13 protein-coding genes and 1 pseudogene are annotated in these 19617 nt (G+C 72.7%); 11 read left to right on the top strand and 3 right to left on the bottom strand.

Annotated elements, in window-relative coordinates:
• Positions 1-266 precede the first annotated feature (266 nt).
• Entirely contained in the window at positions 267-656 is a 390-nt protein-coding gene (locus ACIBEC_RS31915) for a transglycosylase SLT domain-containing protein (protein WP_396289488.1), read from the bottom strand.
• A gap of 803 nt (positions 657-1459) precedes the next feature.
• Between ACIBEC_RS31915 and ACIBEC_RS31910 the strand changes: the two genes are divergently transcribed.
• The 10 genes from ACIBEC_RS31910 to ACIBEC_RS31865 all read left to right on the top strand — a co-directional run bounded on the left by ACIBEC_RS31910 (position 1460) and on the right by ACIBEC_RS31865 (position 16832).
• On the top strand, positions 1460-1984 hold the full coding sequence (locus ACIBEC_RS31910) for a hypothetical protein (RefSeq protein WP_360509489.1): 525 nt from the start codon (positions 1460-1462) through the stop codon (positions 1982-1984).
• 327 nt (positions 1985-2311) lie between these two features.
• A complete protein-coding gene (locus ACIBEC_RS31905) occupies positions 2312-3280 on the top strand; it encodes a phosphotransferase (protein WP_360509487.1) in 969 nt (322 codons plus the stop codon).
• Between the two features lie 137 nt (positions 3281-3417).
• Entirely contained in the window at positions 3418-4014 is a 597-nt protein-coding gene (locus tag ACIBEC_RS31900; RefSeq protein WP_360509485.1) for a hypothetical protein, read from the top strand.
• A 975-nt stretch (positions 4015-4989) separates the two neighbouring features.
• On the top strand, positions 4990-6345 hold the full coding sequence (locus ACIBEC_RS31895) for a PLP-dependent aminotransferase family protein (protein ID WP_360509484.1): 1356 nt from the start codon (positions 4990-4992) through the stop codon (positions 6343-6345).
• The gene (gene dpgA / locus ACIBEC_RS31890) at positions 6342-7463 is read left to right on the top strand and encodes a 3,5-dihydroxyphenylacetyl-CoA synthase DpgA (RefSeq protein ID WP_360509483.1); all 1122 of its coding nucleotides are present in this window, start codon (positions 6342-6344) and stop codon (positions 7461-7463) included. The genes ACIBEC_RS31895 and dpgA overlap by 4 nt, the downstream gene beginning before the upstream one ends.
• A gap of 21 nt (positions 7464-7484) precedes the next feature.
• Positions 7485-8168: an enoyl-CoA-hydratase DpgB gene (dpgB, locus tag ACIBEC_RS31885; protein ID WP_360509481.1), complete on the top strand. Its 684-nt coding sequence runs from the start codon at positions 7485-7487 to the stop codon at positions 8166-8168.
• Positions 8165-9466 (top strand): (3,5-dihydroxyphenyl)acetyl-CoA 1,2-dioxygenase DpgC, encoded by a 1302-nt coding sequence (dpgC, locus tag ACIBEC_RS31880; RefSeq protein ID WP_360509479.1) that lies wholly within the window; start codon positions 8165-8167, stop codon positions 9464-9466. Before dpgB ends, dpgC begins: the two co-directional genes overlap by 4 nt.
• A gap of 165 nt (positions 9467-9631) precedes the next feature.
• Positions 9632-9859: an MbtH family protein gene (locus ACIBEC_RS31875; protein ID WP_360509477.1), complete on the top strand. Its 228-nt coding sequence runs from the start codon at positions 9632-9634 to the stop codon at positions 9857-9859.
• Positions 9856-11886, top strand: a complete 2031-nt coding sequence (locus ACIBEC_RS31870) for an ABC transporter ATP-binding protein (protein ID WP_360509475.1) — start codon at positions 9856-9858, stop codon at positions 11884-11886. Before ACIBEC_RS31875 ends, ACIBEC_RS31870 begins: the two co-directional genes overlap by 4 nt.
• On the top strand, positions 11883-16832 hold the full coding sequence (locus tag ACIBEC_RS31865; RefSeq protein ID WP_360509473.1) for an amino acid adenylation domain-containing protein: 4950 nt from the start codon (positions 11883-11885) through the stop codon (positions 16830-16832). Before ACIBEC_RS31870 ends, ACIBEC_RS31865 begins: the two co-directional genes overlap by 4 nt.
• A 116-nt stretch (positions 16833-16948) precedes the next feature.
• Here the strand turns inward: ACIBEC_RS31865 and dpgD are convergent, their stop codons facing one another.
• Positions 16949-17770, bottom strand: coding sequence for an enoyl-CoA-hydratase DpgD (dpgD, locus tag ACIBEC_RS31860; protein WP_360509471.1), 822 nt, complete (start codon positions 17768-17770; stop codon positions 16949-16951).
• A 124-nt stretch (positions 17771-17894) separates the two neighbouring features.
• Here dpgD and ACIBEC_RS31855 point away from each other — a divergent pair.
• A pseudogene (locus ACIBEC_RS31855) lies at positions 17895-18041 on the top strand (transposase); the annotation flags it as partial.
• Between the two features lie 333 nt (positions 18042-18374).
• On the opposite strand, the gene ACIBEC_RS31850 reads toward ACIBEC_RS31855, so the two are convergent.
• On the bottom strand, positions 18375-19286 hold the full coding sequence (locus ACIBEC_RS31850) for a virginiamycin B lyase (RefSeq protein WP_360509470.1): 912 nt from the start codon (positions 19284-19286) through the stop codon (positions 18375-18377).
• Between the last annotated feature and the right edge of the window lie 331 nt (positions 19287-19617).

The raw sequence follows: 19617 nt of genomic DNA, 5'->3' as shown, positions 1-19617 counted from the left end.
GCCGGCGGTGCTCTGCGGCGCAGGGAGGCCCGGGGGCGGCGCCGGGCTCGCGGCCTGGGGTCGGCGGGCCGGTGCCTTGCCTTTCCGTGCCTCGGCAGACCGGGCCCGTTCTTCGGCGTGCATGGGACCGCTCCCTCGGCGAGCGGGCGATTCCCCTCTGGATGCCTGAGGCGGGGCCGGTCGGACCACGTATACGAGGGCAGAGCAGCGGCAACGTGCGTGGGCTGTATGGGTGGGTGGGCCGGCGGATCGGCGGGTGGGGCCGGTCAGTAGTTGTGGTGGATCTGCCAGTAGGCCCAGGCCTGGTTCGGGCTGCCGTAGCGGCCGTTCATGTAGTCGTAGGCCCACTTGATCTGGGTGGCCGCGTTGGTCTTCCAGTCGGCGCCGGCGGAGGCCATCTTGTTGCCCGGCAGTGCCTGGGCCAGGCCGTAGGCGCCCGAGGACGGGTTGGTCGCGGTGACGTTCCAGCCGCTCTCGTGGGAGATGATCTGGTCGAAGGAGGCGAGCTGGTCGGCGGGGACGATGCTCGCGGCCAGCGACTGCGGCGTGGCGGCCGAAGCGGCGGTGGGGACGATGGCGGCGCCGATCGCGGCGATGCCGACGGCGGCGGTGAACAGGGCGGCGGACTTGCGCATGCGGGCGGAGATCACGGGCATGTGGGAGTTCGACCTCAATCGTGGGGGCGCCTGGCCCCGCGGCTCGGCGGGCCCAACAGGGCCGGCGGGCGGGAGTCGGCACCGGGGCAGTCACGAATGGTGACCGCCGAACGGGAGCTGCGGCAGCGGATCGAACCGCCGTCGCAGCCGGCGACTGAGCCATTGTTAGCGGGGGCGGCGGCCGGCTCCAAGGGGTGCCCGCTACGACGCGGCGTCGTAGCGCAGCCGGGCGAACGCGTCCGTCGGACGCGGGCCGGTACCCGTCGCCCGGGTGGTCAAACCTGACCAAACTGGGGCATTTTGTGCGAATTGCATCGGTTTGACCTGCGAAAACAACGGAGGCCCGGCCGCAGGCACGGGAGCACGCCGGCGGCGGCGGCCAGCCGGGCGAACGCGGCGCACGGGACCGGTGAACGACCCACTAGGAAGGGTAGGAGGCGCGCGGAGCGCGTGAGAACCGTCACGGGCCACCCCGATCCGGCACCCGCCTCAAGGGGATCCAGCTCACATCGCGGTGACTGTCGGCAACCACCTGGTGGCGCCGACACGTGTTCGGCTCCACGTCCCGATTCCTGCCGGACCTGGACGCCCATGGCCCGGGAGAGCCGTCTCCCGAGCTGCCGGAGGCGGGCGGCCGGGCGCGTACTGCGGGCCTGGGCATGTGCCAGGTCGGCTTGGAGCGAGGCCCGACCCACCGGCGTCCCGCACCGCGGCCCTCGAGCCGCGTGGGTAGGGCCGGTCCATCTCGGTGACGGCCCAGTATCGATGTGGCGTGCCGTTCCTGTGCGTGGCAGCATGCGGCCATGTCGACGAGCGAACCCCCCGAGACCGTGGCCGAGGCAGTGCGGGAAATGCGGGAGATCGCCCACTCTTGGGTCGACGGCCGGCGTGGCGACCCGGAGCTCCTGGTCGAAGCCGCACTGCGTGCCCTGAGCGCAGGCGTCTACACACCGTCGCTGCTGCACCTCGCCGCGTTGAGCCGCCTCGAGCACGAGCAGGCCTCGGAGCTGTTCGGCCAAGTGATGGAGGAGCTCGGATTCGGCTTCCACCCGCCCGAAGGCTACTGGGAGAGCCGCCTGGCGCTCGCCCGCTGGTGGGCCACCGAGATCGTCGGCGGGTGGCTCGACCCCTTCGAGGGCACCTCGCTCATCCTCTACGAGGTCGCGGAGGCCTACGGACGGTGCGAGGAGTTGGCCCCCGTCATCGACGCGGTGACCGGGCACTGGGAGCGCGGCGGGCAGCAGCGGTCCCCGCACGAGATCACCGCAGACCTGATCCAGGTCGCCCAGGAACTCGTGGCCCGCATCCCGCCGCCCGTCCGCCCCTGACAGCACGCGTCACCGACGCCCGCACCCGCGGCGAGGCCTGCGGCCCGCCCAACCTCCTCCCCGCCCCGGGGCCGGCGACGAGCAGACCGCGGCGCAGCCGGCGGCCTGCGCCCGAGTGTGGGAACGGGCGGGCGAGGGAGCAATGGTCAAGACCTATGGACGAGATGACGCGCGGAGCAGGCTGCAGTGACGGTTCTTTGAGGTTCCCCACCCCCGGGCTATGGGTGCGGACAGACCTGCGCACCCAACTTTCCCTCCACCGCGCTGACTTGCGGACAGTCCGTAAAGGGGTCGCGGGTGCCGTCGTCCGGATGATGAGGTGGCACGGTGACCCATCATGATGAGGCGGCGACTGTCCGACCATTGACACTGGCCTGGGTGAGTCGGCACCTGGAGGCCGGCGAGCGGATCGTCGGAGTCGAGGCGCTGCACGGCGGCGCCACCGCTGACATGCGGAGGCTGACCATCGCGCGGGACGGAGGCACCCGACACCTGGTGCTGCGCTCCTTTGTCGACCCGACCCGGCAGGGGCCGGCCGAGGATCTCCTGCACAGGGAGGCCCACGCCCTGACCACGCTCACCGGAACCGGCGTGCGGGCTCCCGGACTCGTTGCCGTCGATCCGACCGCCGCGTACTGCGAGTACCCCTCGCTCCTCATGACCCACCTGCCGGGCCGGACGGTCCTCGACGACGAGGGGCTGGAGGCGCGCCTGCCCCTGCTGGCCCGTCAACTCGTGGCGGTCCACGCGGTGCGGCCGCCCGTCCGGCCCCGGGAGTACGTGGCGCTGACGACCGCCGACACTGTCGTGACCCCCGAGGGCGCCGACGCCGCGGTCTGGGCCGCCGCGATCGACGTGATCCGCAGGCCGGCGCCGCGCTACGAAGGGCGGTTCCTGCACCGGGACTTCCAGCCTGGCAACGTGCTGTTCGACCTGTCGCCCGAGGACCCGGCCGGTGCCGCCGGTGCCCGGATCACCGGCGTCGTCGACTGGGCGGCGGCCTCCTGGGGCCCGGCGGACCTCGACGTGGCGCATTGCTCCACCAATCTCGCGCTGCTGCACGGGCCGGCGTGGGGCTTGCGCTTCACCGAGGCGTATCAGGAGGCCGGCGGGATGCTGGCCGCGGCCGCGGACGAGCGGCTGTACTGGCAGGTGCGGGAACCATTGGCATTCTCCGAGGAAGTGCAGTGGGTGGCGCAGCCGTGGCGGGAGACAGGACGGACCGAGCTGACGACACGAACTGTGGAGGAGCGGCTGGATGCCTATGTCACCTCCCTGATGGACGCGCTGGGCTGAGCCAAGGCGGTCCGGGGCCCGGCCCCGACCTCATCGTTTACCGGTCAACCAAGTGGGGAGTCGAGCAGACCCTGGGGAGTTTCGGTCGGGCATCCCCATCAGCGGTGCCCAGCCGGGTCGGTCCTATGCTGACGGTCGTGCAGGTACTGGGTGTGAGCAGTGAGGACGAGATGGTCGCCTGCTTCTTGAGCGGCGAGCTGGCCAGCGGCAGGTTCGGCCGAAACCTCCGGTCTCATCTGGCGGCAGCCGGGCAGGCCGAGCAGTTGCTGACGCATCCGGACCTGTCCGACGCTGGAGCGAACTTCGCACGTCGCGCTCTGCTCGCCGCGACGCGCGGGTACGGCGAGAACCGTGACCTGTTCGAGAACTTCCCCGTTCACGTCACGTGGACCAGGGCACTCCTGTCCGCCGACGAGGCGGCCGGCGTGCGCTACCTAGACTATTCCTACTGGGTCGAACTGTCGGGTGGCAGCCGCCGGCCGGCCGACGCGGCCGCACGCGTCAAGGCAGGTCTACGGGCGTTCGACGTGCCCAACGAACCGTTCGTCGATGCGGCCCACGCGTTCATCAGAGGTGAGCGATTTCCTCCGCTCATCCTCGTCGGAGAGCGGCAGGACAACCTGGTCTGCCTTGAGGGCCACCTGCGTCTGACCGCCTACGCCCTCGTCGGCTTCCCGACCGGCATCGAGTGCCTGATCGGCACCGCGCCGACCATGGGACGCTGGGCGCGGTAGTCCAGTCGCACCAAGCTCTCGCCGCCCCAAATCAGCCTGGCTGAGGACAGGTCAGCTCAGCCATGGGTCGGCTGGTGGCTCCTTCAGCCGATCAAGCTGCCTGCTCCTCGCGTTCGACGAGGACACCGTTCTCGAAGCATGCGCCGGCGCGAACCAGCGGCACCAGATGGGCACCGGCGATCGCACGCCACACGACCAGATCGACTCCCGGCCCTGGTCGGCGATGACGATCCGACAGGTGGCGAACCGGACCCGGAAGGCTCGCCGGTTGAAGCCCGCGAAATCGGCGCCCACGGCGCCACGTCCGGACCACCTCCGGGCTCCAGTCCCTCATCCGCCGGACGTCCGCGACGGCCGCGTCAACCATGCACCCGCCCAAGGGGTTTGCCGACCGGCGGTCACGCGCCGGTCCCGGGTTGCGATCGGCTCTTCGGCGTCCGCGTCCGTGGACCCGTGGGCCGCGGACCAATAAGCGCCGGACGAAGACCCGACGCGTCGATCATGCACCACGCCACCGGCCCCGGGGGCCCTGGCGGCAGCAGGCTGTAGCGGCCCGGAAACCCTCAGCGCTTGACAGGCTCTTGCCCGGGGGCGCGTACTGGAACGAGGACAAACAGCAGACAGGGCCCTGTGCTCCAGGTATCCGTTCGATATCCGTGGCCGGCGCGAAGTGGCGGCAGGGCGTGCTCGGATGCTCGACATCCTCGCGTCGCCTCGCCCGGTCCTTCGACGGCCGTTTTCTCGCGCGTGGGCACCACGCCCCGCATCGCCGGGCGGTTGGTGCACTCACGGTGACGCTACCGGGGACCGGGGCCCGCGGCCGGGCCCGAGGGGCCGTCATGAAGCCGAAGTCGAAACCGGCCGATGGCCGAACGCAGCAGGAGGACGATACCGGCGAACCGCCGGTGGACACGCATCGCTTCCTGTGACGGTCACGTCGGGCGACGGCGGCTCGTCCACGGAAAGGCGGGCATCATGGTGCTCGATTCGACAACGCTGCACTCGAGCATCGAGGATCCGGTTCTCGACCGGATGAACTTCCTGAACGAGATCACGTTCGGCTACCCGGACGCGGTGTCCTTCGCACCGGGGCGTCCTTATGACGGCTTCTTCGAGGTCGAGGAGGTCCATGCGCACCTGCGCCGGTACGCGAAGTACCTGGAGAGCCGGGGCGCGGAGCCGGCGGAAGTGCGCAGCGGCTTCTACCAGTACGGGCCGGCCGCGGGGCAGATCCGGGAGCTGATTGCGTACTCGTTGCGGCAGGACGAAGGGCTCGAGGTCGCGCCCGAGTCGATCGTGGTGACCGTCGGTGCGCAGGAGGCGATGTTCCTGGCGCTGCGGACACTGTTCGCGACGCCCGAGGACGTGCTGCTGCTCGTGACTCCCTGCTATGTCGGCATCATCGGGGCCGCGCGGCTGCTGGACATCCCGGTGGTCGCGGTGCCCGAGCGCGACGGGCGGCTGGTGGTGGCGGACCTCGACGGGGCCGTACGTGCGCAGCGCGCGGCGGGCCGCCGGCCGCGGGCGGTCTACGTGGTGCCGGACCACGCCAATCCCACCGGGTCCACGCTGGACCTGCCGACGCGCACCGCACTGCTCGAACTCGCCGGGCGCCACGGGCTGCTCGTCCTGGAGGACAGTCCCTACCGGTTGAGCGGCCCCGGGCCGCGCCACCCCATGCTCAAGGCGCTCGACGGGTCGAGGAGCGTCATCCAGCTCGGCACCTATTCCAAGACGCTGTTCCCCGGTGCCAGGGTCGGCTACGTCGTGGCCGACCAGGAGGTGCGTGACGGCTGCGGGCGGATCCGGCTGCTCGCGGACGACCTGGCGAAGGTGAAGAGCATGGTCACGGTCAACACCTCCTCGCTCAGCCAGGCGGCCGTGGCGGGTGCGCTGCTGAGCGCGGACGGCCGGCTCTCCGTCCTGAACGCGAAGGCTGCCGAGCACTACCGCCGCAGCATGGCCGAGACGCTCGCGCAGTTGGACCGGTGGCTGCCCGACGGGCGTCGCCGGGAGCTGGGGGTGGACTGGAACAGTCCCGACGGCGGCTTCTTCCTCACTCTGCGCACCGGTTTCCGTACCGGCACCGCGGCTCTGGAGCGCTCGGCCCGCGACTTCGGCGTGATCTGGACGCCCATGGAGTTCTTCCATCCGCACGGCGGGGGCGAGCAGGACATCCGGCTCTCCATCAGCTGTCTTACGCCCGGGCAGGTGGCCGAGGGGGTCGAGCGGCTCGCGCGGTTCGTGGAGGCGCTCAGCAGCGAGACGCACGGTGACGGAGCGCACGGCAAGGACGTGCCCGGCACCGGAACGGAGAGTGACGCACCATGACCACGGCCCTGGACCGAGCACTGATCGCCACGGCCCCGCGCATCCTGAGCGTGGGCACCGCCGTGCCCCCCGAACACTATTCCCAGGAGGAACTGCTCGACCTGTTCGGGATCACCGACCGGAAGGTGCGGTCCGTCTTCCTGCTGGGCTCCATCCGGCAGCGCTCGCTGGTGCTGCCCCCGGCGGCGCCGGACGGCACCAGGCTCCGGGAGTCCCAGGGCGACCTCCTGGACAAGCACAAGGCCTGGGCCGTGAACATGGGAGCGGACGCGCTGGCCCTGTGCCTCAAGCGGCTCGGGGCCGACCTGTCCGAGGTGGCGTACCTGTGCTGCGTGACCTCGACCGGCTTCCTCACCCCGGGCCTGAGCGCGCTGCTGATCCGCGAGCTCGGCATGGACTGGCACACCGCGCGGGCCGACATCGTCGGCATGGGCTGCAACGCCGGGCTCAACGCGCTCGCCGTGGTCGGCAACTGGGCCGCGGCGAATCCGGGCCGGCTGGCCGTGATGGTCTGCTCGGAGGCCTGCTCGGCCGCCTACACGATGGACTCCACCATGCGTACGGCCGTGGTCAACAGCCTCTTCGGCGACGGCGCCGCGGCGGTGGCGGTCATGGCCGACCCGGACGGTGGCGAAGGGCCCGAGGAAGAGGAGGAAGGGCCCGGCCGCCACCTCGACGGCCCCCGGATCCTGAAGACCGCGGGCGTCACCATCGTCGACGCCATGGATGCGATGCGCTACGACTGGGACCGCGACCAGGACCGTTTCAGTTTCTTCCTGGACCCGCAGATCCCCTACCTGGTCGGCGCGCACGTGGAGGGCGTCGTCGACCGGCTGCTCGCCGGCACGTCGCTGCACCGCGACGACGTCACGCACTGGCTGGTGCACTCCGGCGGCAAGAAGGTCATCGACGCGGTGGCCGTCAACCTGGGGCTGACCCGCCACGACCTGCGGCACACCATCACCGTGCTGCGCGACTTCGGCAACGTCTCCAGCGGCTCGTTCCTCTTCTCCTACGACCGGCTCCTGCAGGAAGGCGTGGTCCGCCCCGGCGACTACGGCGTGCTCATGACCATGGGCCCGGGTTCAACGATCGAATCCGCACTCATCCAGTGGTGACCCAACGCAAGGAAGACCGCCATGCCCGTCAACGCACTCCCCGAAAGCCCCGCGCTGCATGTGGACGGCAGCCGGGAGATCTCGGCCGAACTGGCCCACGCCGTCTCCGCCCTGTGCGACGAGGCGGAGTCCACCGGGGCCGATTTCGCGACCCTGTACGTCTCCGGCGCCCCGACGGGCGAGGCGGTGGCGAAGGTGTCCGACGTGGCCGCCGTCACGAAGTGGGAGCGGGCCGTTCGGCGCTTCGAGCGGCTGCGACTGCCCACGCTGGCGGCGGCGAGCGGGGAGTGCGGCGGTGCCGCGCTGGACCTGCTGCTGGCGGCTGACGTCCGGGTGGCGGCGCCGGACCTGCGGCTGCTGCTGTCCTTCCACGAAAAGGGGACCTGGCCGGGCATGGCCGGCTTCCGACTGGTCCAGCAGCTCGGGCTGGCCTCGGCGCGCCGCACGGTGCTCTTCGGGGTGCCGATCACCGCTCGTGAGGCGCTGGAGCGGTGCCTGGTGGACCAGGTGAGCAAGGACCCCGGGCGCACCCTGGCGGCCGCCGCCCGGATGCTGCGCCGCCTGTCCGGCCCCGAACTCGCGATCCGCCGCCAACTGGCCTTCGACGCCCAGTGGATGAGCTTCGAGGACGCGCTGGGCCCGCACCTGGCCGCCTGCGACCGCTCGCTTCGGCGCACCCAGGCGGCGAACGAGGTGACGGCGTGAGCACGTCGAACGCACAGGCGCCGGCCGCCGTGCGGGGACGCGCCGCGGACGGGTTCGAGCGGGCGGCCCGGCTGCTGCCGCCGTTTCCGGAGCCCGGGCCGCGCACCGGCGAGCCGCGCGCCCGTACCGAGCAGGCGCTGGAAGCCGCCCGCGCGCAGCGCACCGCCTTCCTGGACTGCCACGCCGAGCCGCTCTACGACCGGCTCACCGGGGACCGTACCCGCCGGCTCCGGCTCGACGGCCTGGTGGAGGGCGCAGCGTTCGTGGTGCCCGGTCTGGTGCCCACGCCCGCGCAGCTGCGGGCGGAGCGTGCCACGCCGGTGCGGGAGCGCCTGGGCTACGAGATCGACCTGGGTGTCTTCCTGCGCGGCCTGCTGCGCTGCCCGGCCGCCGGCGACCACCTGATGGACTCCATGCTCCGGCCCACCGAGCGCGCGCTGGGCCTGCTCGGGGAGTTCGAGGCCACCGGGGTGGTCCGGCTGGAGAGCACGAGGCTGGAGCGGCGCGAGGGGGTGGCCCGGATCACCATGTGCGCCGGAGACCGGCTCAACGCCGAGGACGAGCAGCAGGTCGACGACATGGAGACCGCGGTCGACCTCGCGCTGCTGGACCGGCGCTGCGAGATCGGGCTCGTCCGGGGCGGCGAGATGACGCACCCGCGCTACGCGGGCCGCCGGGTGTTCAGCGCCGGGATCAACCTCAAGCACCTGCACGCGGGCGAGATCACGCTCGTCGGCTTCCTGCTGCGCCGTGAACTCGGCTATCTCCGGAAGCTGCTGCTCGGGCTGCGCACGGACGGGGCGTCGTGGCGCTACCCGCTCACCGACATGCCGTGGGTGGCCGCGGTGGACGGCTTCGCGATCGGCGGCGGCATGCAGCTGCTGCTCGCGGTGGACCACGTGCTCGCGGCCTCCGACGCCTACCTGAGCCTGCCGGCCGCGCAGGAGGGGATCGTCCCGGGTGCGGCGGACTTCCGGCTCCCCGCGGTGACCGGCCCCCGGCTGGCCCGGCAGATCATCCTCGGCGGCCGGCGGGTGCGTGCGACCGACCACGAGGCCCGCACACTCGTCGACCAGGTCGTCGACCCGGCGGACCTCGACCGGGCCGTCGAGCGCGCCCTGGAGCTGCTGCGCGACCCGGCCGTCACCGCCAACCGCCGCATGGTGAACCTTGCCCTGGAACCGACGGACGGCTTCCGCGCATACATGGCGGAGTTCGCGGTCCAGCAGGCGCTGCGCGTCCACGCGGCGGACGTGCTCGACAAGGCGGGCCGTTTCACGGCGCGCCCGCCCGGCTGACGCCGTGCCAGGGCCGCCTTCCCCTCCCCCGCCGCCGCCCGGCGGCCGGTACCCGAACGACAAGCGGCGGTCCGCCTTGACGGCGAAACGCCGACTCCTACCCCGCTACGCGGGAAGTCCGTTTCCTCCCCCGGCCAAAGCCGGGGGCATCCACGGAGGTATCAGATGACCAGCCCCTTCGACGACCCGGACGCCTCCTACCTCGTGCTGATCAATCCGCGGGGCCAGTACTCGCTGTGGCCCGCGTTCGCGCAGGTGCCGACCGGGTGGCGGATCGCCTACGGCCGGAGTGCCCGCGACGAGTGCCTGGCGTACATCGACCGTGCTTGGACCGACCAGCGACCGCCGGGCCCGGTCACGGTGCCGGGCGGCGCCCAGGTGGCCGCAACATGATGGCCGGCCCGGGCCCGCTGATCACGGTACGGGCCACCGGCGGCGACGGCGCGGAGCCGACCCGGGGGCACGTCAGGCCCGGCACCTCGCGGCGGATCCGGCCCTACCTGCGGCCCTACCGTCGGCAGATCGCCGCGCTGCTGAGCCTGACCGTGCTCGACGCCGTCATCACCGTCTCCACGCCGCTGCTGTTCAAGGTGCTCATCGACCACGGCATCATGCCCCGCGACCGGGGCGTCGTGGCGGGCGCCGCCGCCGCGGTGGCGGGCCTGGCACTGCTGCAGGCGCTGGTGGGCTTCCTGGTGAGCCGCAGTTCGGCGCGCATCGGCGAAGGGCTCATCTACGACCTGCGCACCGAGGTCTTCGAGCACGTGCAGAGGCAGCCGCTGGCGTTCTTCACCCGGACGCAGACCGGTTCGCTGGTGAGCCGGCTCAACACCGACGTGATGGAGGCCCAGCAGGCGGTGACCGTGCTGCTGTCCAACGTGCTCTCCAGCCTGGTGGTACTGGGCCTGGTGATCGCCACGATCTTCTACTTGTCCTGGGTCGTCGGCCTGGTCGTGCTCGTCACGGTGCCCCTCTTCGTGCTGCCGGGCCGCGTCGTCGGGCGCCGGCTGCAGCGCAACCTGCGCACGTCGATGCAACTGGACGCCGAACTCGGCTCGCTCATGCAGGAGCGCTTCAACGTGGCCGGTGCGCTGCTGGTCAAGCTCTACGGCCGGCCGCAGAGCGAGGCCCGGCGGTTCGCCGACAGCGCGGCGCGGGTCAGGGACGTCGGCGTGGTCACCTCCGTCTACTCGCGGATGCTGCTGGTGACGGTGACGCTGCTGGCGTCGCTCGCCACGGCGGCGGTCTACGGCGTCGGCGGCGAGCTGGTGGTCGACGGGGCCATGCAGATCGGCTCGCTGGTGGCCCTGGCCACCCTCCTGGCACGGCTCTTCGGCCCGATCAACCAGCTCTCCAACCTGCAGTCGAACTACCTGACCGCGCTCGTCTCCTTCGACCGGCTGTTCGAGGTGCTGGACCTCAAACCGCTGATCGTGGAACGGCCCGACCCGGTCACACTGCCCGCCGCGGCCCGGTCCCGGGCCCCGGAAGTCGAGTTCGAGGACGTCTCCTTCCGCTATCCCGCGGCGGGAGAGATCTCCCTCGCCTCGCTCGAAACGCTGTCGCTGCCCGCGCCGGAACGCTCCGGCGACACCCACGCGCTGCGCGGGGTGAGCTTCCGCGCCCCGGCGGGCCGGCTGACCGCGCTCGTCGGGCCCTCCGGCGCGGGCAAGACCACGGTCAGCCAGCTCGTGGCGCGGCTCTACGAGCCCACCGCGGGCACCGTGCGGATCGGCGGCCACGACGTGCGCGACCTGTCCCTGGCCTCGCTGCACGACACCGTCGGCATGGTGACGCAGGAGGCGCACATGTTCCACGACACCATCCGCGCCAACCTGCTCTACGCCAAACCGGGCGCCACCGAGGCGGAGCTCGTCGAGGTCTGCGAGGCCGCGCAGATCTGGGACATGGTCTCCGCGCTCCCCAACGGCCTGGACACCGTCGTGGGCGACCGCGGCTACCGCTTCTCCGGCGGCGAGAAGCAGCGCCTGTCGATCGCGCGGCTGCTGCTCAAGAAGCCGTCCGTGGTCGTGCTCGACGAGGCCACGGCACACCTGGACTCGGAGTCCGAGGCGGCACTGCAGAAGGCGCTGTGGACCGCCCTGGCCGGCCGCACCGCACTGGTGATCGCCCACCGTCTGTCCACGATCCGCGAAGCCGACCAGATCCTCGTGCTCAAGGGCGGGCGCGTGGTCGAACGCGGCCGGCACACCGAACTCGTCGACGGCGGCGGCCAGTACGCGGAGCTCTACCGTACCCAGTTCGCCAAGCCGCCCGCGCCGCGCCCGGAAACCGAGCAGCACTCGGCGAACGGCTACGGCGACCTTCCCCCGCTACCGCCCGGCGGAGGGCCCCTGCGCCGGCTGCCGCCGCCCGAGACCGCACCGGACCCCGACCGACCCGAACGGAGAGCACAATGACCCAGTTGACGGTCGAGGACGTGTGGCCGCTGTCCCCACTGCAGGAGGGGCTGCTGTTCCACGCCTCGTACGACCAGGACGCACCCCGGGACGTGTACGTGGGACAGCGGATCCTCAACCTCGACGGCGATCTGCGGCCCGAGGCGCTCAAGGCGTCCTGGCAGGCGATGCTGGAGCGGCACGCGAGCCTGCGGGCCGGCTTCCGCTCCCGTTCGGCCGGCGACACCGTCCAGGTGATCGCCAAGGGCGTGCGGATCCCGTGGACGTACGCCGACCTCGGCGCACTGGGCGACGAGCAGGCCGAGCAGGAGGCCGGACGCCTGGCCGCGGTCGACGCGCGGCGCTTCGACCTCGGCATGCCGCCGCTGCTGCGGGTACTGCTGTTGCGCGTGGGCCCCGGCCGGCACCGGATGGTGGTGACGATGCACCACATCCTGATGGACGGCTGGTCGCTGCCGGTCCTGTTCCACGAACTGTGGGCGGTCTACGGCAACGGCGGCGACCCCTCGGTGCTCCCGAAGGTGCCGCAGTACCGCGACTACCTCGCCTGGCTGGTGCGCCGGGACACCGACGCCGCGCGCGAGGCGTGGCGCGCGATGCTGGCCGGCGCCGAGGAGCCCACCCTGGTGGGCCCCGACGACCGCGGCGGCCCGCCGGTGGTGCTCCGGCACGTGGTCGACCGGCTCGGCGACGACCTCGCCGACCGGCTGCGGGAGACGGCACGCGCCGCCGAGGTCACCCTCAATCGGGTCTTCCAGGTCGCCTGGGCGCTGCTGGTGGGCAAGCTGTCCGGCCGGCTGGACCCGGTCTTCGGCGCGACCGTCTCCGGCCGCCCCGCCGAGGTGCCGCACGCGGACCGGATGGTCGGGCTGTTCATCAACACCGTGCCGGTGCGCGTGCCGCTGGACGCGGCCGTGCCCTTCCGCGAGGCCATGGCGGCGCTGCAGGACCAGCAGGCCGCCCTGCTCGACCACCAGCAGCTGAGCCTGCCCGAGATCCAGCGCGCCTGCGGCCCCGGCGCGGTCTTCGACACCCTGCTGGTCTTCCAGAACTACCCGCGCGGCCCGATGGTGGCCCCGGCGCCGCCGCCCGGCGGACAGGACCGGGCGCCGCGGCCCGACGGTCCCCCGCCCTGCGGCGAGGGGCTGGGCGGCACGGCGCTGAGCAGCGGGGAGCAGGGCGGCGGCCCGCTGCCCCCGGGGCCGCCGCCCGCCGACGGGCAGGACGGTCCGCCGGGTCCGCGGCCCGGGGACGATCGGCCGGGCCCCGCCGCCATCCGGGTCTCGGCCGGCGGCGGCGAGGAGGCCGCCCACTACCCCTTGACCATCGTGATCACGCCGACCGACGACATCGAGGTCCGACTGGACTACCGGCCCGACCTGTTCGACGAGCGCACCGCCCGCGGCCTGGTCGACCGGATGCTCCTGGTGCTGCGCCAGGTCGCGGACGACCCGGACGTGCCCCTGGGCCGGCTCGACGTGCTGACCGGCGAGGAGCGGCAGGAACTGAACGGATCCCGGAACCGGACCCGCCGCGAACTGCCCGGTGCGACGCTCGCCGAGCTCTTCGAGCAGCAGGCCCGCCGCACCCCCGGGGCCGTGGCCGTGGTGGCCGGGGACGCCGAGCTGACCTACGCCGAACTGGACCGGCGGGCGAACCGGCTGGCGCGCCGGCTGGCCGGGCTCGGCGTGGGCCCGGAGACACTGGTGGGTGTGGTGGCCGAGCGCTCACGCGAGCTGATCACCGCGCTGCTGGCGGTGGTGAAAGCCGGTGCGGCGTACCTGCCGATGGACGGCAGGCACCCGGCCACCCGGCTCGGTGCGGTGGCGGCGGAGGCGGGTGCGGCCTTCGTGCTGGTCGACACGCCGAACGCCGAGCGGGGCCTGGCCGACGCCGCGCTGTTCGCGCCCGCCGAGGTGCTCCGCCTGGAGCCGGCCCGCACGGGTACGCACTCCCCCGCCTCGAACGGTGACGACGCGGCCCTGCCCCCGGTGCGGGTGCGGCCGGAGAACCTCATGTACGTCATCTACACCTCGGGTTCCACCGGCCTGCCGAAGGGCGTCGCGGTGACCTACGGCAGCGTCCTCGCGTTCTGCCTCGACGAGTGCTGGTCGAGCGAGACCCTCCAGCGGGTGCTGGTGCAGGCCAACCACGCCTTCGACGCCTCCACGTACGAGATCTGGACGACGCTGCTGCACGGCGGCCGGCTGGTGCTCGTGCCCCCCGGGGACATCGACACGGTCGAGCGCGGCCGGCTGATCGCGGCCCAGAAGGTGACCAGCCTGCACGCCACGGCCGGGCACTTCCGGGTGCTCGCGGAGCAGGCCCCGCACATCTTCGACGGCGTGCGCGAGGTCTCCACCGGCGGCGACGTCGTCTCCGCGCACGCCGTCCGGACGCTGCTACGCTCCCACCCCGGCCTGGTCGTACGCACCACCTACGGCCCGACCGAGTCCACCGCCTTCGCCACCCAACTGCCCTTCACCGACCCGGAATCCGTGCCCGACGTGGTGCCGCTGGGCCGGCCGATGGACAACACCAGGGCGTTCGTCCTCGACGCGTTCCTCAAGCCCGTACCCGTCGGCATGACGGGCGAGCTCTATCTCGCCGGGGCCGGGCTGGCCCGCGGCTACCTCGGCCGCGCCGCGCTCACCGCGGAACGCTTCGTGGCCTGCCCCTTCCCGGCCGACGGCGAGCCCGAGGGCGCGCGGATGTACCGCACCGGCGACCTGGCGCAGTGGACCCGTGAGGGGCAGCTGCTTTTCCTCGGCCGCGCCGACAAACAGCTCAAGATCCGCGGGTTCCGCATCGAGCCGGCCGAGATCGAGGCCGTGCTCGCCGCGCACCCGGACGTCGCCCAGGCGCTCGTGGTCGCGTTCGAGGACGCGAGCGGCCACAAGCGGCTGGCCGGGTACGTCGTGCCGGCCGACGGCGATCAGGCCTCGCCCGACCCGCGGGCGCTGGAGGAGTACCTCGCCGGGAAGCTGCCCGACTACATGGTCCCGGCCTCGGTGACCGTGCTCGTCGCACTGCCGGTGACGGCCAACGGCAAGATCGACCGGGCCGCCCTGCCGCTGCCCGTCTTCTCCGCCGGCGCGGCGGGGCGAGCCGCCGCCACCGACACGGAGGAACTGCTGTGCCGGCTCTTCGCCGAGGTGCTGAACCTTGAACGGGTGGGAGCCGAGGACTCCTTCTTCGCCCTCGGCGGCGACTCGATCACCTCCATGCTGCTGGCGGGGCGGGCTCGCAAGGCCGGCCTGGCGGTCACCCCGCGCCAGATCTTCGAGCTGCGCACACCCGCGGAACTCGCACGGGTGGCCGAGTCGATCGACGACACGGAGGCGGTGCACGCCGAGGACGTCCCCTGCGGCCCGGTCCCGCTGACCCCGGTGATGCACGAGATCGCAGCACGCACGGGCTCGGCGGCGCGCGCGGGCAGCCAGTCGATGGTGCTGACCGCCCCGCCCGGTCTGACGCCCGACCGGCTGGCCGCCGTGCTCCAAGCCGTCGTCGACCGGCACGACGTGCTGCGGGCGCGGCTGGAGGAAGCGGACGGGCGGCTGGTGATCCCCGAGCCGCACGCGCCCGCGGCGGTGCCCGCCGCGGACCTGGTGACCCGGGTGGAGGCGGTGGGCCTTGAGGGGACGCGGCTGGACGCGCTGCTCGACGAACAGGCCGCGGCCGCCGAGGCCGCGCTGGCGCCGCAGGACGGCGTGATGCTGCGGGCCGTACTCATCGACCGCGGCGCCGCGCAGAGCACCCTGGTGCTGCTGACGGCCCATCACCTGGTGATCGACGGCGTCTCCTGGCGGATCCTGATGCCCGACCTGGCCCTCGCCCACGCGGCCCTGGCTGCGGGGGGCGCGGACGCGGCGAGGGCGGCAGTCGCCCCCGAGCTCACCTCGTTCCGCCGCTGGGCGAGCGCCCTGGCGGAGCGGGCCAGGGCGCAGCAGACGGTGGACGAACTGCCTGCCTGGAGGCGGGTGCTCGACCGGGTCGAGCCGCCGATCGCCGGCCGGCCGCTCGACCCGCGGACCGACACCGTGGGAGGCGGGCTGTCCCGCGCCGAGCTGACCGTTCCGGCGCGGACGGCGGGATCGCTGCTGGCGGCGCTGCCCGCCGCCTACCACGCGGGAATCGACGACGTGCTGCTGTCCGGGCTCACCGCGGCGCTGGACGAGTGGCTGCGCGCACGCGACGGGCGGGCCCCGGAGGGCTTCCTGATCGACCGGGAGGCGCACGGCCGGGTGCCGTTGTCCGAGGACATGGACCTGACGCGGACCCTCGGCTGGTTCACCGCCGTCCACCCGGTGTGGCTGGAGCCCGGTCCGATCGACACGGCCGAGGTCCGGGCGGGCGGCGCGGACGCCGCGCGGCTGATCAAGCGGGTCAAGGAGCAGCTGCGGCAGGGGCCGGGCGACGGTCTCGGCTACGGCCTGCTCAGGTACGTGAACCCGGCCACCCGTTCGGTGCTCGAGCCCCTCGCGGCACCGCAGATCGGGTTCAACTACCTGGGCCGGTTCGGCGGCCCGCGCGGGGAGCCGGGCTCCCCGGGCGCCGACGGGGCGCCGTCCGGGGTGGACGGTTCCCCGCAGGCCGGGGGCGGCGGCCCGCGCCCGTGGACGCCGGCGGACGAGCACCCGGCACCCGACGGCGGCGTCGACCCGTCGATGCCCCTGCGGCACGTGCTGGAGATCAACGGCTCGGCGCGGAACCTGCCCGAGGGACCGGAGCTGTGCTTCGTCCTCGAGTCACCCCGCGGGCTGCTCACCGGGGCTGAGCTGGGCGATCTCGCCGAGCGCTGGCGGGCGGTGCTCGAGGGCCTGGTCCGGCACGCCTCCGAGGGCCCCGGGGGTCACACCCCGTCGGACTTCTCGCTGATCTCGCTGGGTCAGGAGGACATCGACGAGTTCGAGTCCGCCTTCGGCGGGGCGGGCGGCGGCTGACCCGGGCCCGGTGGCGCTGCGGTGCGGCGAAGCGGCGTGGGGTCTCCCGGCCCGCCGACGGGCCGGGAGAGCCTTGGCTGCGCAGCGCGGTGGCGCGCCGGCGGCCGGGGGCCGTCTCAGCGCCCGCGCCACACCGGTTCGCGTTTCTCCGCGAAGGCGCGCGGCCCCTCCTTGGCGTCCTCGCTGGCCCGGCGGGCCTGCTCCCACCGGTAGCGGGTGGTGAACGCCTGCTCCAGCGGCAGGTCCACCGAGCGCATCACGGCCTCCTTCAGGGCGCGCTGCGACAGCGGCGCGCAACGCAGCAGGTCGGCCGTCCACCGCTCGACGCACTCGTCCAGCCGTTCGTCCGGCACGACCTCGTTGACCAGCCCGAAGGCCAGCGCCTCGCCCGCCGACATCCGGCGCCCGGTGAGCAGGTACCCCATCGCGGCCTTGAGCGGGATCTGCCGGGCCAGCCGGAAGGCCCCGCCCGCGCCCGGGACCAGCCCGAGGGTGGCTTCGGGCAGGGCGAAGACGGCGCTCTGCGCGGCGATCACCAGGTCGCAGGCGAGGACCAGTTCGAAGCCGCCGCCGAGGGCGTAGCCGCAGACCCGGGCCAGGACCGGTTTGGACAGGGAGAAACGGTCGGTCAGGCGCGGCCACCCTGGCAGGTCCTTCGAGCCGAAGGTCGTCGGCGGGGCCCCGTCGCGGTCGAGCCGCGCCCGCTCCTTGAGGTCCTGTCCGACCGAGAAGGCGCGTTCGCCCGCGCCGGTCAGCACGACCAGCCGCACCTCGTCGTCGCGCTCGACCTCGTCCCAGACCTCGCCGAGTTCCGTGTGCATCCGCAGGTCCATCGCGTTGAGCACCTGGGGCCGGTTCAACGTCACGCGCGCGACGTGCCCGGCCCGCTCGTAGAGCACGGGCCGGTTCGCCGCAGATGCCTCCTGCACGGGGTCCACGCGGACAGGCTATCGGGGGAGGCGGGCCGTGACATTCCCCTCGTAGCGCGAGTTGTGACCAGAGGGGAAGTTGAGGGCCATGGCGGGGAAGAGGCGCTCGTACGACGCGTAGTTCCGCGCGGGTGCGGTGCGGAACGTGACGGAGACCGGGAAGTCGGCCGCGGATGTCGCGAGGGATCCGGGCGTGCAGCCGAGCACGCTGCGGAACTGGGTCCACCCGCGCGCGGGCCCGGGCGAACGCGGAGGCGGCGGGAAGCCTGGGCGAGTCTGAACGGGCCGGAAACGCAGGCGGTGGGCGTCCTGGGGTGGGGAAGAGCGCAGGGGAGGGTCGGGCCTGGCTGGTAGATCGCTGGCCCGACGGCCAGGCTCCGGGTGTCCTGCATTGCCTTCACGTACATGTGACGTGATCCCAGGATCACGTCACATGTACGCCTGCTCGCTTACGGCCGGCCTGGGACTATTGGGCCGGCCCCGCGGGGTCGAGCACGGTGGTCTCGCCGGCCTGGACAAGCCGATCGAGGTAGATGCCGCGCTCGAGGTGCCCGAGGTAGAGATGTGGGGCGGGGCCGAGTTCGAAGCGCCATTGTTCACACCGTCGGTCTTGTCAGGGGGTTACCGTTGCGATCTGGCTCGGGGTGTTCTCGGTGATCCAGAGGTTGCCGTCGGAGCCGGTGGCGATCTCCAGCGGGCTCGAGTCCGAGGTCGGGACCGACAGTTCGGTGATCGTTCCCGAGGTCGTGATCTGGCCGATGTCGTTGCCGGTGTTCTCGGTGAACCACAGGTTGCCGTCCGGTCCGGTGGTGATGCCCCACGGGAACGGGAAGAAGGCGGTATCCGTCAGGTCGTAGCCGGTGAACACACCCGCCGTGGTGACCTGTCCGATCTGCGTTGCTCCGGCGTCCGTGAACCACAGGTTGCCGTCCGGCCCCGCGGTGATGCCGATGGGCAGTGAGGCCAGTGAGGGGACCGCGTACTCGGTGACCGTGCCGCCGGTGGTGATCTGGCCGATGCTTCCGGACAGCACTTCGGTGAACCACAGGGCGCCGTCCGACCCGGCCGTGATGCTCAGCGGGAAGACGCCGGAGGTGGGGAGCGCGTATTCGGTGACGGTGCCGCCGGTGGTGATCCGGCCGATGTTGTCGGCACCGGGCTCCGCGAACCACAGGGCGCCGTCCGATCCGACGGTGATGCCCCACGGGTAGGCGCCAGAGGTGGGGAGCGCGTACTCGGTGAAGGTGCCCCCGGTGGTGATCCGGCCGATCTTGTCGACGTTCGGCTCGGTGAACCACAGAGCGCCGTCCGGCCCGGTGACGATCCCGGCCGGGCCCGCGTCGGTGGTGGGCACCGAGTACTCGGTGAACGTGCCGCCCGTGGTGACGCGCCCGATCGCGTCGGCGGAGTTCTCGGTGAACCACAGGGCGCTGTCCGGCCCTGCGGTGATGCCGACCGGGGCCGAATCGGCGGTGGGTGTCGCCAGTTCGCTGATGGTGGGGGTCAGCAGGCGGGTCTGTGACATCCTCGGTTGGGGGTGCCTCCCCCGGAGGCAGCCGATGAGCCCCGCCGGCCCCCGGTACCGGACGCAGGACTTCACCCACGGGCGCAGGGACCCGGGACGCGGGTGCGAGGAGTCACCGAAGGCGACAGTGCCGGGCGCTGCGACAGCGGCCGTCAGGGCCAGGACGACGAGCGCACGAGAAAGCCGCCTGAGACGGCTCGGACGGTCGGACATGAGACCCCTTTCCGAAGGACACAGCGGGAGCCGGAGCGCCGAACCCGTGGCACCGGCCCTCTCCCCGCCCCGGACCGTGATCGACAAGCACAGCATGACGGCCGAACGGCCAGGTCGA

Origin of the sequence: Kitasatospora sp. NPDC051164 (assembly GCF_044455625.1) — a bacterium.
Taxonomy (GTDB): domain Bacteria; phylum Actinomycetota; class Actinomycetes; order Streptomycetales; family Streptomycetaceae; genus Kitasatospora.
The sequence above is the reverse complement of the archived record's forward strand: the minus strand, read 5'-3'. Positions and strand labels throughout refer to the sequence as shown.

Excerpts from the sequence above, each read along its gene's own strand:
- ACIBEC_RS31895 (WP_360509484.1), top strand. The coding sequence starts at position 4,990 with ATGGTGCTCGATTCGACAACGCTGCACTCGAGCATCGAGGATCCGGTT.
- ACIBEC_RS31910 (WP_360509489.1), top strand. The coding sequence starts at position 1,460 with ATGTCGACGAGCGAACCCCCCGAGACCGTGGCCGAGGCAGTGCGGGAA.
- dpgB (WP_360509481.1), top strand. The coding sequence starts at position 7,485 with ATGCCCGTCAACGCACTCCCCGAAAGCCCCGCGCTGCATGTGGACGGC.
- ACIBEC_RS31875 (WP_360509477.1), top strand. The coding sequence starts at position 9,632 with ATGACCAGCCCCTTCGACGACCCGGACGCCTCCTACCTCGTGCTGATC.
- ACIBEC_RS31915 (WP_396289488.1), bottom strand. The coding sequence starts at position 656 with ATGCCCGTGATCTCCGCCCGCATGCGCAAGTCCGCCGCCCTGTTCACC.
- ACIBEC_RS31865 (WP_360509473.1), top strand. The coding sequence starts at position 11,883 with ATGACCCAGTTGACGGTCGAGGACGTGTGGCCGCTGTCCCCACTGCAG.
- ACIBEC_RS31870 (WP_360509475.1), top strand. The coding sequence starts at position 9,856 with ATGATGGCCGGCCCGGGCCCGCTGATCACGGTACGGGCCACCGGCGGC.
- ACIBEC_RS31850 (WP_360509470.1), bottom strand. The coding sequence starts at position 19,286 with ATGTCACAGACCCGCCTGCTGACCCCCACCATCAGCGAACTGGCGACA.
- dpgA (WP_360509483.1), top strand. The coding sequence starts at position 6,342 with ATGACCACGGCCCTGGACCGAGCACTGATCGCCACGGCCCCGCGCATC.